Below are 13,331 nucleotides of genomic sequence, written 5' to 3'. Positions count from 1 at the left end.
GAAAAGGGCCGCCGCCGTGAACCTTGCGGAAACTTCAAAGTTGTCGCAGGTCTGCCGTTTCAGAAAACGGCGCGCGCTCGCTCCATCGCAACCTTACCGTCCGCCAAAGCGGAGGTGCGGTTCAGCCGATTCAAACGCCGCCCGAATGGACAATCTCGTAGTAGATCTTCTCCAGTTCCGCCTTGTGCTTGGTTTCTTCGTTGGCAAGGAAGACAAAGGCTTCCTTCAGCGGACCTTCCGGGGCGCTTTCGGCAAGTTCGGTATATTGATCCATGGCCGCGCTTTCCCGCATCAGCGCGTATTGCAGCACAGCCTGATCATCCGGGTTGGCGCCGAGATCCGGTGTATGCACGCAATCGGAAAACTTGCTGTCCGCCACCGGGCGGGCAATTTCCGCTGCCATCACCGACTCGACTTCGGGATTTTTCCCCAGGTTGGAAAACAGCTCCACATGCTCCAGTTCTTCCTCGGCCAGTTCCTCCACCAGCCAGCGAATGTTCTTGGACACGTTCGGAATCAGCTCGGAGTAGAAACGGTGCGCGACCCTTTCGAACTCCGTGGCAACGTCGAAAATCTCCCGTACCGTTGCCTTTCCTGACAGTCGCTCCTTGCTCGCCTCGGTCATTGCATCACCTGCCTTGCTGAGAATTCTTCCATCACCGTGCGGGCAACGCGATGGCCGTCAGCCACCGCAGTGATCACATCGGGTCCTTTCACCGCATCGCCGGCCGCGAAGAGCCAGGGTTCCGATGTCCGGAAAGCATCGTCGATGCGGATGCGGCCACGGTTCCATTCCAGCGCCTCGGTCAGGGCCTCGCCGAGCAGCGATGTGTCGGCCGCCTGGCCGATGGCCTCGATCACCATGGTGCCGGCATGAACACGCTCGTCGCTCTCGTCATAGGCGGGCGCAAACCGGCCTTCGGCGTCGAAGATCGACTTGACGCGCCAGGTCCGCAGGCCCGTCACCGCGCCAGACGCGTCGCGCATCACTTCTTGCGGTCCGCGGGCATCGAAGATCTCGACACCTTCCTCCCGGCTCTCGACGACCTCCTCGGGATCGGCAAGGAAATGATCGATATCCTCGAGTGCCGTGAGGGTGATCCCGACCTCGCCGTATTTGGCCTTCTGCAGCCGGGCCATGGAACGGGCGATATCCATCGCGACGTTGCCGCCACCGATCACCACCAGTTGCTCCGGAACCGGCACCTCTTCGCCATCGGTTATACGGCGCAACAGGTCTACCGCCTTCTCGACCCCCGGGCCATCGGTGCCGGGAACGCGGGTCGAGCGGCCCATGTGCAGCCCGATTGCAAGGACCACGGCGTCGTTTTCGCGCTGGAGATCCTCCATCATGACGTCGCGGCCAACGCGGCAGCTGGTTTTTATCTCCACGCCCATCGCCTGGATCACGCCGATATCGCGGTCGAGCGCGTCGTAGGGCAGCCGGTACTCGGGGATGCCATAGCGCATCATCCCGCCGGCATGTTCCAGCGCCTCGTAGACCACGACGCTGGTTCCGGCGCGTGCCAGATCAAAGGCAGCCGTCAGGCCGGCCGGACCTGCGCCGATGATCGCCACCTTGCGACCGTTGGGCTCGACTGGCTGGCCGATCAGCTCGATGCGGCGATCAAAGGGCACCTCGTCGATGATGTGGCGCTTGAGCCAACGAATGGCGATCGGGTCGCCCTCGTGCAGCGCGGCACAGGAGGACTCGCATTTGTGAGTGCAGACACGACCGCAGACCTCGGAGAACGGGTTGGTCTCGTAGAGAAGCTGCAACCCGCGGTCGTAATCCTGGTCACGCACGGCGGCGATGTAATCGGGGATGGACATATGCGCCGGGCAGGTCGCGACGCAAAGACCGCACTCGACGCAACGGTCTGCCTCGAGCACCGCTTCTTCCCGCGTGTACCCGGCGACGATCTCGTCGAAATTGCAGATCCGCGCCTCCGGCTCCATCTCCTCCATATGAATCCGCTCGACACCCGAGAGCACCCGCTGGCCCTCGCGTTCATAACCCGCGACGTCGTCCTTCCAGTCGCCGTCGATGCCGGGGATGAAGCGGAACTTGTCGGGGTCGGTATCCACCCATGTGTACTCGTTCGACATGGTGAGCGAGCCGGTCATGCAGACATCGACGCAGAGCGCGCACCAGCAGCAGCGGCCATAGTCGATCTGCGGGCGCAAACCGGAATCGCCCTTTTCTGGCTCGACTCCTTCAATCGGCACCATGTCGATTGCCGCATTCTGGCAGATCGTCTCGCAGGTGCCGCAGCCGATGCATTTGTCCATGTCGTTCTGGTGAAAACCGCGATAGCGGTCTGCGCCCGGACGGCCGATAGGGTCCTTGATCGTGACTGGTTCGTCGAAGACGCGTTTCCAGACGGTGAACGGGGTGAGGACTTCGCGCAGGCCCATGGCTTACCTCTCGATCTCGGGGGGATAGGTGTGCAGCGACACCATCAGCGCTGCGACGTCGGAGATGTTCGTTCCCGGAATCATATGTTCCAGAAGCGCCATCGCGTGGGTGTAGCTCGGCCCTCGCACGTTGATACGGCGCGGGTAGCCCGATCCGTCCGACACGAGGTAGTAGCCGTACTCGCCGCGCGAGCATTCGCCCCTGATGTAGGTCTCGCCGCGCGGGATCTTCCAATGCAGGACATTGGGGATCTTCGCCATGGCAGGGCCCGTTTTCGGCATCTTGCGCAGGATCTGACGGATCAGGTCGATGGAGACCTGCACATCCTGCCGGCGCACGTTGGAACGGGCCCAGATGTCGCTGTCAGTATGCGTTACCACGTCGAAATCGAGCTGATCGTAGACGAGATACGGGCTGTCCTTGCGCAGGTCCTTGGCCACGCCGCCGGCGCGGGCATTGGGACCGGTGACGCCATAAGGTTCGAAGAGCGCAGGGTCGATATAGCCCACGCCTTGCGTCCGGGTCTTGAAGACAGAGTTGGAGAACATGACCCTGTCGATATCGGCCAGGTAACGCTCGGCGGTGTCGAGCACCTCCTCCATGCGCCCCTCGAACCCCTCGGGCAGATGCCCGCGAACGCCGCCCGGCAGGATGAACATGTGATAGATCCGGGCGCCGGTCAGTTCCTCGAAACGGTCGAGCATGATGTCGCGCAGATAGGTCATCCACTGGCCGGTGATGCCAAGACCGAGCGCGCCGCCGATGCCGCCAAGGAACATCATGTAGCTGTTGAAGCGGCCCATCTCGAGGATCAGCGTCCGCATCCAGTCGGCATATTCCGGCACCTCGATGCCAGCGAGATCCTCGACCGCCGCAGCGTAGCAATACTCGTTGAAGTCGGGCTCGGGCACGCAGACGCGGCAGACGATGGGGAAGACTTGGATGAAGGTCCGCCGTTCCATCAGCTTCTCGAAGCCGCGGTGCAGGTAGCCGACATGGGTCGTACCTTTCACGACCTCGTCGCCGCAGACGGTCAGTTCGACCGACATGTTGCCCGTGATGCCGGGGTGGTTCGGACCTTGCCAGAGCTTGAGATACTTGCCCGTCTCTAGGTCGATCTCGAGCTTTCCGTCTTCGCCTGCGGCGGGATACTGGCTGCGGTCGGGTTTGAAGCTGAACATGTCACACCCCGTCCGGATAAAGTTTCTGTTTCATGTGCTCTCGCGGATCGTGGGTCACACGGCCCGGACGCTCGGCATAGGTCTGCTGCGAGTAGGCGAGGCTGTCGAAGTCGCGCCGGTAGGGCGGCAGGTCGGTCCAGCCTTCGAGGATGAACTCGTCGTCAATCCGCGGCGAACCGGGGAAATTGATACCGAACATCTCCTTGAGCTCGCGCTGGTAGGTCTCCGCAGTGGGCCAGAGATCGTGGATGCTGTCGCCCTCGGCCTCGTCCCTGTCGAGCATCACGCGAATGCCGAAGGTCACGTCCTCGGCACGGTTGTTGAGCATGTAGGTGAGCTGGAACAGCCCCTCTTCCATCCAGTCCACAGCCGTCAGCAGGACAAGGTGGCTGAACCCCTCCTTGTCGCGCAAATCCAGCAGCAGGCCGCGCAGGTATTCCCGCGGCACCGTGAAGAAGGCGAGGCCGGGGCGCTGTCTTTCGAACTGGCCCAGGTGATGGCGTTGTTTCAGTCTTGCATGTATGTCGCGCATTTCCGTCACCAGTTGTAATCCGGCATATCCCAGTCCTTGATCACGGACTTCTGGTTCTCTTTGTAGAACGCGAAGTTCTCGGCGTACTTGTTCGCCCCTTCGCATTTCCCGGCCTTGATCAGTTTCTTGAGATCCATGAAGCCGGCGAGCAGCGCCTCGGGGCGCGGCATGCAACCGGCAATGTAAAGATCGACGGGCAGGTACTGGTCCAGCTTCTTGATCGTATTGTAGCTATCCCAGTACATGCCGCCATTGATGGTGCAGGACCCAAGTCCGACCACGTATTTCGGCCCCTGCATCTGCTCGTAGGCGCGGACCGCGCGCTTGAGCGTTTTCACCGAGAGATAGCCCGAGATCATCAGCAGGTTCGCCTGCCGCGGCGTCGGGCGCCACTGGATGCCGTAGCGGTACGCATCGAAGCGCGGGGTCATCAGCGGGCGCATCTCGATGGCGCCGCATCCGGTACCGAAGCCGAGAATCCAGAGCGAGTTGGCCCGCGCCCAGTTGTAGAAATTCTCGACGATCGGGATATAGGCCTTGGGATGCACCTTCGGCGCCGCCTCGCAGAAATAATCCTTGAGCGGTTCGATCTCGATCTCCTGACCATCGGGTGTCGTCACGGTCCGGGGACGCAGCTCCTCCCGCAGGGGGAACTCCTTGTCGATGTTCTTCAGGAACTTGTCGTCAACGTCTTTCATATCTCACACCATCAGGATTGCGAGCACGCCCACGGGCAGGCCCCATTTCAGGAAGAAGCGGATGGATTGCTCGACCCGGAAGCGCGGGTGAACCACGCCGATCACGGCCGGGATCATGTAGAGCAGGAAGACCTTGATCGCGAATTCCGCCCAGTTCGTCGCCCCACCGAAGAAGATGTTCATGTAGATGATCGTCTTGGCGATGGGGAAGATCACGCGGTTGGTCTGCATCAGCGCTAGGTAGGCCGAGTGGTATTCCGTCGGCGGGCCGATCGGGATCTCCTGCGGCGCGATCACCACGTCGAAGGGCGAGCGCATCGTCGTGCCGACATAGGCGAACATCGCGGCCGCGACGGCGATCGGGTTGGTGAAGAGCGTCCAGTTGAACAGCCCACCCTGCTGCGCCGCCACGATCTCGGTGATCGAGAGAGTCTGGTACTGGATGGCGATTGCGTAGACCGCCAGCGCCATCGGCAGTTCGGCCGCCGTCACCTGCGCGAGCCCGCGCGAGACGCCGATGGCCGAGTGCGGGTGTCCGCTTTCACCAGCGCCAAGCGCCATCCCCAAGGTGCCGAAGAAGATGAAGTAAAGCGCCAGAATGAGGTCTCCGGCGAAGGAGAAGTTCTGCGCCCAGGTGCTTCCGTAGATTGTCGGCACGAAGAAGATGAGGCCGATCCCGCCCGAAAGCCGGAAGACCGGGCCGAGATAGTACATCACGCCATGGCTGATCTTCGAGCGGAGCGCGAAGTTCTTCACCAGGTCGATATAGTTCTGCCAGACCGGGATGCCCGGCCGTCCGCCGACCCGGGCGGCAAGCTTTTGCACCACCGCCGTCATCAGCAGCCCGTAGTTCAGGATGATGAACAGCGTGGCGAGCGCGTAAGGAACTTGGATCCACTCGAAGGTCATGCGACGCCTCCCATGGCGATCAGGTAAACGGCAACCACGAAGAGCAGCACATGCGCCGCGTAGGTCTGTCCGTTGCCGGTGTAGAAGCGGCGGGTGAACTCCGCCGCGCCGTTGACGCCGTCCGTCACGCCGCCCCAGAAGGAGGTGACGACCGGGGTTTCAAGGATGCCCATTGCCTTGCGGTAGGGGGCGAAGAAGTTCCACGCGAAATGCGTCGTCTCGGGGCGGTAGGGCCGCTCGGCGGAGAAGACGATGTTGAACTGCTTCACCTTTTGGGCGTCGTGGTTCTTGGCGATCAGGATCAGGAAGACCGCGACGAAGACCACCGCGATCACCACCATGATCGCGACCGGGTTCCAGTAGCCGAACTCGGACGTGATGGCGCGGCCCTGCCAGATAAGCGGTTGGTCGCCGAAGATCGAGCCGATATAGCCATCGACCCGTTGCAGCGCCATTCCGGGCAGAACGGCAAAGGCGATGAGGAACGCGGCGAAGATCATTTGCGGCAGCACCAGCCAGAACGGTGCCTCCTTCAGCTGCCGGTGCGGATCCTTCAGTTGCCCCAGGAAGATCGTGTGGATCAGCCGGAAGAGGTAGAGGAAGCCTATCGGACCCGCCATGAAGATCAGGATCAGCGGCAGGCGCAGGTCGGCATCCATGATCGCGTTGTAGAAGATCCAACGGCCGCCGAAGCCCGAAAGCGGCGGAACGCCGGACATGGCGATGATCCCCACCAGTACCGAGACGAAGGTGAAGGGCATCAGCGTGATCAGCCCACCCATCTGGTACATCAGCTTGGTATGGGTACGCTTGTAGACGCCGCCCACGGCAAGGAAGAGCATCGACTTGTAGACGTAGTGGTTGATGACGAACATCATCGCCAGCAGCCAGCCGAGGTGGTTCATCAGCGCGACGCCGAAGAGCGCATAGCCCATCTGGCTGATCGAGCTGTAGGCCAGCAGCCGCTTGGCGTCTTCCTGGAAGATCGAAAGCACCGCGCCCAGGAAGGCGGAGATTGCGCCGATCCAGGCGAGCACGACCGTCAGGTCGACACCCCAAAGGCTCTGCCGGCCAAGTTGCATCAGCATCACGAAGAGGCCGAAGAGCCCCGCCTTCAGCAGGATGCCGGAGACCATGGGCGAAACATCCGTTTCGGCCTCGGCATGTGCGCCGGGAAGCCAGATATGGAGGCCCATGGCCGCGGTCTTGGTCATGAAGCCGATCGCCAGAAGGACGAAGACCCAAGGCGCCAGTTCCGCCGTGACCGTACCGAGTTGGTCAAGCGCGAAGGGCTGGACCCCGCCGGAGGCAAGCGCGAAGCCCGCGAGCAACGCAAAGGCGCCACCGAGCGAGAAGAGCATGTAGCTCAGCGCGTGCGGTTCCGACATCCGACCACGCAGGATCAGGAAGTAGGAGCCGAGGGTCATTACCTCCCAGGCTGCGAAGAACTCGAAGAAAGTGTTCGCTTCGAGCAGCAGCGCGAGACCGGCATACATTGCCATGGCCGACGGGTAGAAACCGATCCGCCGTCCCGTCTCCGAGAAGGAGGCGAGGAGAATGACAGCCCCGCCGGGGATCATTACGACCGCGAAGATCAGGCGCATCGGGTCATAGTCACCGTAGACCAGCGCGAACCAGCCGAGCAGCGCCGCGATGGCGAGCACGTTCTTGAGTTTCGCAGGGAGCGGCTCCAGGGCGATGAATGCCACAACAGCCAGCACCGGAAGTGTTGCGAGAACATTGTGCTGTCCCGGGATCGCGCCCCAGATCCAGCCAAGGGCCCATCCGCCGGCGACGGCTGCGAAGGTGATGCCACAATCCACCATGTTGGCGGAGAGCCCGCTTTCCGGCGCTTCGCGTTTGATGGCGAAGCCGAACCAGCGGAAGAGATAGGCGGCTTCGATCAGCACGCCGAGCAGGATCAGCCCGAGAACCGGCAGCCGCCCCGCGGCCACGAGTGCCTGCGCAAGGTCCCACTTGGCGTAGAAACCCGGGAAGGGCGGAAGACCGACGAGCATGGCGATGAACGTGGCGAAGGCCAGCACCATCGGCGCGCGGGCGCGGATGGCGGCCCAGTCCTGAAGCTTGCGGCCGCGCAGGATGGCAGACATCCAGAACAGGCCTGCCTTGGCCACGGCGTGGGACAGGACAAGCCCGCCCGCGACGTAGAGATAGGCGTCGCCCAGCACATCGCGCTGGCCGATCACGGCGAGCACGAGACCGAGTTGACCGACCGAGGAATATCCGAGCAGGCGGCGGTCATTGTCTTGCCGAAGCGCCACGACATTGGAGCCGACAAAGCTCAGCAACCCGATACCGGTCAGAAGCGGCAGCCACTCGGCACCGGCTGGTGCGACGACCTTGTCGACAACGAACAGCGCTGCGCTGCCGGTGGCGGCCGAGAAGATCGCCGAGAAGCCGGGATGCGCGCTGGTATATATGTCGAGAGCCCAGCCATTCGCCGGGAAGGGCTTGAGTTCGATCACGAGCGCGATCAGCAGCAGGAACATCGCCAGGGCCGCGCCCTGGGCGGCGACAGGGGTCGCGCCGATATCGTCGATATTGAGCGAGCCGTTCGCGTGATACGTGAAGATGATACCAACCAGCAGCAGGATCGCGATGATCTGGCTGACCACGAGGAATTTGAAACCGGCGCAAACGGCGCGGGTGTCCTCGGAGAGCAGCACGAGGCCGGCGGTGGCAATGGCGACCAGTTCGATGAAGACGAAGATGTTGAAGAGGTCGCGCGTCATCACGAGGCCCGAGATGGCCATGACCAGCACCAACAGTACCGCCATGCCGCCGCGTCCGAGGGTGAGAAGCTGCGCACGCAGCGACAGCGCCGCGAGCAACCCGGTGAGGGTGACTGTCGCAAGCAGCGCGGCTTCGGCGATACCCACGCGCAGGTTGATCGCAAAGGGCGGGGCCACACCGGCTGTATGAATCTCTGCCGTCTCCGTGGCGCCGGTGGCGAGGGCCACGAGCCAGATGAGGCTGATCGTGGCCATGGCGGCCAGGGCAGCAAGCGTTACGCCGAAGAGGAGGGTCTTGCGGGTAGATCCCAGCAGCCCCAGGGCGAATGCCGTGCCGAGGCCGATGGCAATTATAAGGACCGGGCTTACCATTTCAGCTCCGTAAAGTTCGAGATATCAAGGCTGTGACGCAGCCGGAACAACCGGTAGGCATAGGCGAGCATCAGCGCTGTGATGCCGAGGCCGATGACGATGGCGGTGAGGACCAGCGCCTGCGGCACCGGGTCGATAATGCGCTGCGACGCTACGGCCACGGGGACCGCCGCGTCGAGGATCGGCGCGGTCCGTCCCGGCATGTAGCCCACGGCGACGAGCACGACATTCACGCCGGTATCGGCGATGGTGAAGGCCACGATCATGCGCAGGATGTCACGATTGGTGAGCGCACCGTAGAGGCCGGCAAGGATCAGCACAAAGCCTGTTGCAAGGGCGATCTGGGCCATCATGCATCCTCCGTTTCATGCAGGGATTCGAGGATCGAGGAGAATTCCGCACCAACCTTGAGCCCGATCAGGATCGAGATGAGCGGAATTGCTCCCGCCGAGAGCATGGTGCCAAATCGGCCGAGCGGCAGGATCCCGTTGTCGAGAAAACCTCCGGCGTATGCCATGCCTGCAAGCCCGACGAGAACATAGAAGGTTCCGGAGAAGCTCTCGATCCGCGCGATCACCGTGTGACCGAAACGGCGGGAAGGTTCTGCCAGCAAGCTCAGCAACACGCCGGAAGCGAGAATGGCACCGCCCTGGAAGCCGCCACCCGGCGTCAGGTGGCCATTCATGATGACATAGGCACCGAAGAGGGCGATCAGCGGCGCCAGCATTCGCGCCCCGGTGACAAGCAGTTCGCCCGAAGGCAGAAGGCCCGCTCCGGACGCCCCTTTGGGCGTTTTCGACTGCGACAGCACGAGCGCGATGATCGCGGAGGTGAGGAAGAGAACCGTAACCTCGCCCAGCGTGTCGAGACCACGCCAGGTGACGATGATGCCGGTCACGATATTCGGGGCCCCGACCTCGCTCTCGGCATTGGCTGCGTAGTAGGCAGCGGTGCGGTTCAGTTCCGCATCCGGGACGTAGCCAGAGGTCAGCGTCCAGAAGGCAACGCCAAGCAACGCGACCATGAGTCCGATCACAACTTTGCGGATCATTTCTCACCCTCCCGCCGGATCCGGCCCATAACAAAGAAGAAGAGGAACGTGGTGAGGCCCGAGCCGATGGCGGCCTCGGTCATCGCCACATCCGGTGCAGCCAGGACGACGAAGAAAACCGAAGCGAAAAGGCTGACCAGCCCCGCCGCCAACACGGCGGTGACCGTCGAGCGGGTGACAAGCGCCACCACAGCCGCGCCGACCATCGCCAACGCGATCACCAGCCCCAGACCAAGCATCAACGTGCTCATGCCAATCCCTCCTTGTCCTCGGCCAGAGCGTCAGTTCTGGTCTCGCGGGTTGCAGGAACGCCTGCACGATGCGCCGCTCGCGCCAGCACTTGCGAAGACAGCGGGTTGGTGAACATCAAGAACAGTGCAATCAGCGCCAGTTTCACGGTCCATTCAGGCATGATCAGCGCCGCCCCGACGAGAGCCAGGATCGTGCCGAGCGTCGTCGCCTTCGTGCCGGCCTGAATACGCGTATAGGTGTCGGGCATCCGCCGCAGGCCGAGACCGGCAAGCGCAAGGAACACCGTGCCAATGGACATTGTGGCGACACCGAGAGCGGTCAGGACGATCATTGGTCGCCTCCCTCAATGTAACGGGCCGCGACGATGACCCCCAGGAAAGACAGAAGTGCATAGACCAGCGCAACATCGAGGTAGATGCCGCGGCCCGACACCAATGCGGCGAGCACCAGCCCGGTCACGGCGATCACGGTCAGGCCGTCGAAAGCGACGATCCTGTCCACGGGGCGGGGTCCGACGACGAAACGCCAGAACCCGAGGGCAAAGGCCAGCATGGCGATGCAGCCGGGGAACAGGAGTGTATCAGTCATACATGACCTCCAGATACTTCTCGAAACCGGCGACGATGGCGTCGGTCGCGGCTTCCGGGTCGGTTGTCCGGGCGACCACCCAGTGGACATAAAGCCACTCGTCGGTCATCTCGACGGTCAGCGTTCCGGGGGTCAGGGTGATGGAGTTGGCCAGGAGCAGCCGCGCGACAGGATTGCGCAGACGCGTGCGCACCTTGACGATTGCGGGCACCACCGGCAGGGCGGGATCGAGCACGACCCGGGCAACAGAAATATTCGCCTTCACCAGTTCCTTGAAGAAGTAGCCGACATATCCGACCGTCGCGCGCGCGGAAGCGCCGGTCAGCCGATATCCCGACAGGAAATGCAGGCTGCCGCCCAGAAAGAACGTGATCGCGCCGGCAACGAGCGCACCGACAAGGATCACGTCAAGCGCGAGCGCGCCATTGAGCAGCATCCAGAACAGGAACGTGATGGCGAAGAGTTTAGCAGATGCGAACGTATCGCTCATGAAGGCCTCCGCAGCACAGTTGAGAGCGGGGCGTACCGTAACCTTTGGCGCTCGCGTGAAGGCGATAGCTTCGTGCGTTAGGCGAACGTGGAAGGAGTGCGCGTCCCGTGCTCGCCTTCAAGCACACATTCGAATGTTGTGATTTGATCTCGGACAAATTGGGATCGTTTTTTTTCGGGATGTGTATCTGCGCAAAACGTCGCAAGGGGGAGGTCCAAACGGCGGCAACCCGTCTCGCGAAGGACAAAAGGGGTGCCGGAAACCCGGACGGCACTGCCTGAAAGAACGCTACGGATTGCCGTCTGGGCACTCCCCAACAACGCCATACGCGCTGCAAGGGCCGAGCTGTCGGTTGAAGAGAACACCGGGCCCTACCTACCAATGAAACCAAGAAAACAGCGCGAAACACGAATGGTGCAGCGGCGAGATGGAGGCAAGTCAGGGGTGGTGTGCTAAGTCGAGACCCTCCGCAGGGGATACCGCTTCGTATGGATACCGGGGCATTCACGACGCTGCGGATCGGCCCGCTGGCATAGCGCTCCCACGGCCAACCCGATCGGTCCAGATTGTCTCAGGTCGAGATAAGTGACGCAGTTTGGCCCCACCCGGCGAAGAAATTTCCGTTCGGGTCACGTTTTTGTGACGGAATCAGATAAAACATGCAGGCATTCAAATGTACGAAAACGGTGCGCAGAACGGTGCGGACAGCTTCCAACAAGTTCGCGATCGATCTCCACCGTGTCACGGATCTGGAGGAAACGCACCATGACAAAATCCGTTCGGAATCAGCGTGCCATCGCAGGCATGGCAGGGCTGGTTCTTCTCGGAGCCGCCGCAGGCCCCGCGCAGGCAACCAACGGCTATTTCGCCAACGGCTATGGCGCAGCCTCCAAGGGGATGGCAGGTGCAGGGGTTGCAGTACCGTCCGGCGTTCTCAGCCTCGCCCAGAACCCGGCCGCCGGGAACAAGATCGGCAACTCTGCCGGCTTCTGCATCACCACCTTCGCCCCCAGCCGGAGCATCGACATCGATTCGACCGACAGCTACGGCGGCATGCAGGCGTTGGTCCCCGGCAAGCATACCAGCGAAAACGACTACTTCTTCATTCCCTGCGGTGGCGCCAACTGGCGCCTGAACGAGCGCATGTCGCTCGGGTTCGTCGTTTACGGAAACGGCGGCATGAACACCGAGTACGACACCAACATCTTCGACAGCAGCCTGCTGCAATTCAATGGTTCACCCGCCGGGTTCTCATCCTCGCCGCTTGGCGTGAACCTCGAACAGGTCTTCATCGGCCTGAACGTGAGCTACCAGGTGAATGAACAACTCTCGCTCGGTTTCGCGCCGATCTATGCCGTGCAGCGCTTCTCCGCCACCGGGCTGGAACTCTTCCAGAGCATGTCCAGCGATCCCGCCAACGTGACGAATAACGACGATTCCTGGTCCCGCGGTTGGGGCTTCAATGTCGGCCTGCTCTACGAGCCCAACGAGGAATGGGATATCGGCATCTCCTATCGCTCACGCATCTGGATGAGTGAGTTCGACAGGTATTCGGGGCTCTTCGCGGAACAGGGCGATTTCGACATCCCCGCGACGCTCCTGATCGGCGCCGCCTACACACCCGCCGCAGACCCGCGCTTCACTTTCACCGCGGAATATCAGCGGATCTACTACAGCCAGATCAAGGCCATCGCCAATGGCGGCTCGGTGATCGACCCGACCGACGCGCGCCTCGGCGAGGATGACGGCCCCGGATTCGGCTGGAAGGACATGGATATCTTCCGCGTCGGCGCCATCTATCGCCACGACGAGAAATGGACCTTCCGCGGTGGCGTGAGCTACGCCTCCCAGTTCATCGACGACGAGGAAGTCCTGTTCAACACCCTCGCACCGGCGACGATCCAGTGGCACGCCTCCGTGGGCGCCACCTACGCGGTCAACGACAACTGGAAGATCCACGGCGCATACACCCACGCCTTCAGCAACTCCGTCTCCGGCCGCAACGAGACCATCCCGTTCAACGAGCAGGACATCGAACTGCAGATGTCCCAGAACGAATTCGTCCTCGGCGCCAGCTACAGTTGGT

14 protein-coding genes are annotated in these 13,331 nt (G+C 62.2%); 1 reads left to right on the top strand and 13 read right to left on the bottom strand.

Annotation, left to right across the window (positions count from 1 at the left end; translation table 11 throughout):
* Positions 1–130: 130 nt before the first annotated feature.
* From BLR85_RS05520 to BLR85_RS05460, 13 genes are read right to left on the bottom strand one after another with little or no spacing between them, the layout of a single operon-like run.
* Positions 131–625, bottom strand: a complete 495-nt coding sequence (locus BLR85_RS05520; protein ID WP_093151227.1) for a ferritin family protein — start codon at positions 623–625, stop codon at positions 131–133.
* The gene (locus tag BLR85_RS05515; protein WP_093151223.1) at positions 622–2,418 is read right to left on the bottom strand and encodes an FAD-dependent oxidoreductase; all 1,797 of its coding nucleotides are present in this window, start codon (positions 2,416–2,418) and stop codon (positions 622–624) included. The genes BLR85_RS05520 and BLR85_RS05515 overlap by 4 nt, the downstream gene beginning before the upstream one ends.
* A 3-nt stretch (positions 2,419–2,421) precedes the next feature.
* A complete protein-coding gene (locus BLR85_RS05510) occupies positions 2,422–3,600 on the bottom strand; it encodes an NADH-quinone oxidoreductase subunit D (RefSeq protein ID WP_093151220.1) in 1,179 nt (392 codons plus the stop codon).
* Position 3,601: 1 nt separating this feature from the next.
* Positions 3,602–4,132 carry an NADH-quinone oxidoreductase subunit C gene (locus tag BLR85_RS05505; RefSeq protein ID WP_093151217.1) on the bottom strand — a complete coding sequence of 177 codons (531 nt, stop codon included), beginning with the start codon at positions 4,130–4,132 and terminating at the stop codon, positions 3,602–3,604.
* A gap of 5 nt (positions 4,133–4,137) precedes the next feature.
* Positions 4,138–4,830, bottom strand: a complete 693-nt coding sequence (locus BLR85_RS05500) for an NADH-quinone oxidoreductase subunit B (protein WP_212635019.1) — start codon at positions 4,828–4,830, stop codon at positions 4,138–4,140.
* Between the two features lie 3 nt (positions 4,831–4,833).
* Positions 4,834–5,739 (bottom strand): respiratory chain complex I subunit 1 family protein, encoded by a 906-nt coding sequence (locus BLR85_RS05495; protein WP_093151212.1) that lies wholly within the window; start codon positions 5,737–5,739, stop codon positions 4,834–4,836.
* A complete protein-coding gene (locus BLR85_RS05490) occupies positions 5,736–8,864 on the bottom strand; it encodes a proton-conducting transporter transmembrane domain-containing protein (RefSeq protein ID WP_093151208.1) in 3,129 nt (1,042 codons plus the stop codon). Before BLR85_RS05490 ends, BLR85_RS05495 begins: the two co-directional genes overlap by 4 nt.
* On the bottom strand, positions 8,858–9,217 hold the full coding sequence (locus BLR85_RS05485) for a sodium:proton antiporter (protein ID WP_212635018.1): 360 nt from the start codon (positions 9,215–9,217) through the stop codon (positions 8,858–8,860). Before BLR85_RS05485 ends, BLR85_RS05490 begins: the two co-directional genes overlap by 7 nt.
* A complete protein-coding gene (gene mbhE, locus BLR85_RS05480; protein ID WP_093151204.1) occupies positions 9,214–9,915 on the bottom strand; it encodes a hydrogen gas-evolving membrane-bound hydrogenase subunit E in 702 nt (233 codons plus the stop codon). The genes BLR85_RS05485 and mbhE overlap by 4 nt, the downstream gene beginning before the upstream one ends.
* Positions 9,912–10,166, bottom strand: coding sequence for a hydrogenase subunit MbhD domain-containing protein (locus tag BLR85_RS05475; protein WP_068307510.1), 255 nt, complete (start codon positions 10,164–10,166; stop codon positions 9,912–9,914). The genes mbhE and BLR85_RS05475 overlap by 4 nt, the downstream gene beginning before the upstream one ends.
* Positions 10,163–10,498, bottom strand: a complete 336-nt coding sequence (gene mnhG, locus BLR85_RS05470) for a monovalent cation/H(+) antiporter subunit G (RefSeq protein ID WP_093151201.1) — start codon at positions 10,496–10,498, stop codon at positions 10,163–10,165. The genes BLR85_RS05475 and mnhG overlap by 4 nt, the downstream gene beginning before the upstream one ends.
* Positions 10,495–10,755: an MrpF/PhaF family protein gene (locus BLR85_RS05465; RefSeq protein ID WP_093151198.1), complete on the bottom strand. Its 261-nt coding sequence runs from the start codon at positions 10,753–10,755 to the stop codon at positions 10,495–10,497. The genes mnhG and BLR85_RS05465 overlap by 4 nt, the downstream gene beginning before the upstream one ends.
* Positions 10,748–11,245, bottom strand: coding sequence for a Na+/H+ antiporter subunit E (locus BLR85_RS05460; RefSeq protein WP_093151194.1), 498 nt, complete (start codon positions 11,243–11,245; stop codon positions 10,748–10,750). The genes BLR85_RS05465 and BLR85_RS05460 overlap by 8 nt, the downstream gene beginning before the upstream one ends.
* 765 nt (positions 11,246–12,010) lie before the next feature.
* Here BLR85_RS05460 and BLR85_RS05455 point away from each other — a divergent pair.
* A partial coding sequence (locus BLR85_RS05455; protein ID WP_093151191.1) for an OmpP1/FadL family transporter occupies positions 12,011–13,331 on the top strand: 1,321 nt, incomplete at its 3' end.

This window comes from Aliiruegeria lutimaris (genome assembly GCF_900099935.1).
In the GTDB taxonomy this organism is placed as follows: Bacteria; Pseudomonadota; Alphaproteobacteria; order Rhodobacterales; family Rhodobacteraceae; genus Tropicimonas; species Tropicimonas lutimaris.
Note: the sequence above shows the minus strand (reverse complement) of the source record. Positions and strands in the feature narration are given on the sequence as shown.

Bases quoted from the DNA above. Each gene is read 5' to 3' on its own strand.
- BLR85_RS05505 (WP_093151217.1), bottom strand. From the start codon at position 4,132: ATGCGCGACATACATGCAAGACTGAAACAACGCCATCACCTGGGCCAG.
- BLR85_RS05520 (WP_093151227.1), bottom strand. From the start codon at position 625: ATGACCGAGGCGAGCAAGGAGCGACTGTCAGGAAAGGCAACGGTACGG.
- BLR85_RS05475 (WP_068307510.1), bottom strand. From the start codon at position 10,166: ATGAGCACGTTGATGCTTGGTCTGGGGCTGGTGATCGCGTTGGCGATG.
- BLR85_RS05500 (WP_212635019.1), bottom strand. From the start codon at position 4,830: ATGAAAGACGTTGACGACAAGTTCCTGAAGAACATCGACAAGGAGTTC.
- BLR85_RS05495 (WP_093151212.1), bottom strand. From the start codon at position 5,739: ATGACCTTCGAGTGGATCCAAGTTCCTTACGCGCTCGCCACGCTGTTC.
- BLR85_RS05510 (WP_093151220.1), bottom strand. From the start codon at position 3,600: ATGTTCAGCTTCAAACCCGACCGCAGCCAGTATCCCGCCGCAGGCGAA.
- BLR85_RS05515 (WP_093151223.1), bottom strand. From the start codon at position 2,418: ATGGGCCTGCGCGAAGTCCTCACCCCGTTCACCGTCTGGAAACGCGTC.
- BLR85_RS05465 (WP_093151198.1), bottom strand. From the start codon at position 10,755: ATGACTGATACACTCCTGTTCCCCGGCTGCATCGCCATGCTGGCCTTT.
- mnhG (WP_093151201.1), bottom strand. From the start codon at position 10,498: ATGATCGTCCTGACCGCTCTCGGTGTCGCCACAATGTCCATTGGCACG.
- BLR85_RS05490 (WP_093151208.1), bottom strand. From the start codon at position 8,864: ATGGTAAGCCCGGTCCTTATAATTGCCATCGGCCTCGGCACGGCATTC.
- mbhE (WP_093151204.1), bottom strand. From the start codon at position 9,915: ATGATCCGCAAAGTTGTGATCGGACTCATGGTCGCGTTGCTTGGCGTT.
- BLR85_RS05485 (WP_212635018.1), bottom strand. From the start codon at position 9,217: ATGATGGCCCAGATCGCCCTTGCAACAGGCTTTGTGCTGATCCTTGCC.
- BLR85_RS05460 (WP_093151194.1), bottom strand. From the start codon at position 11,245: ATGAGCGATACGTTCGCATCTGCTAAACTCTTCGCCATCACGTTCCTG.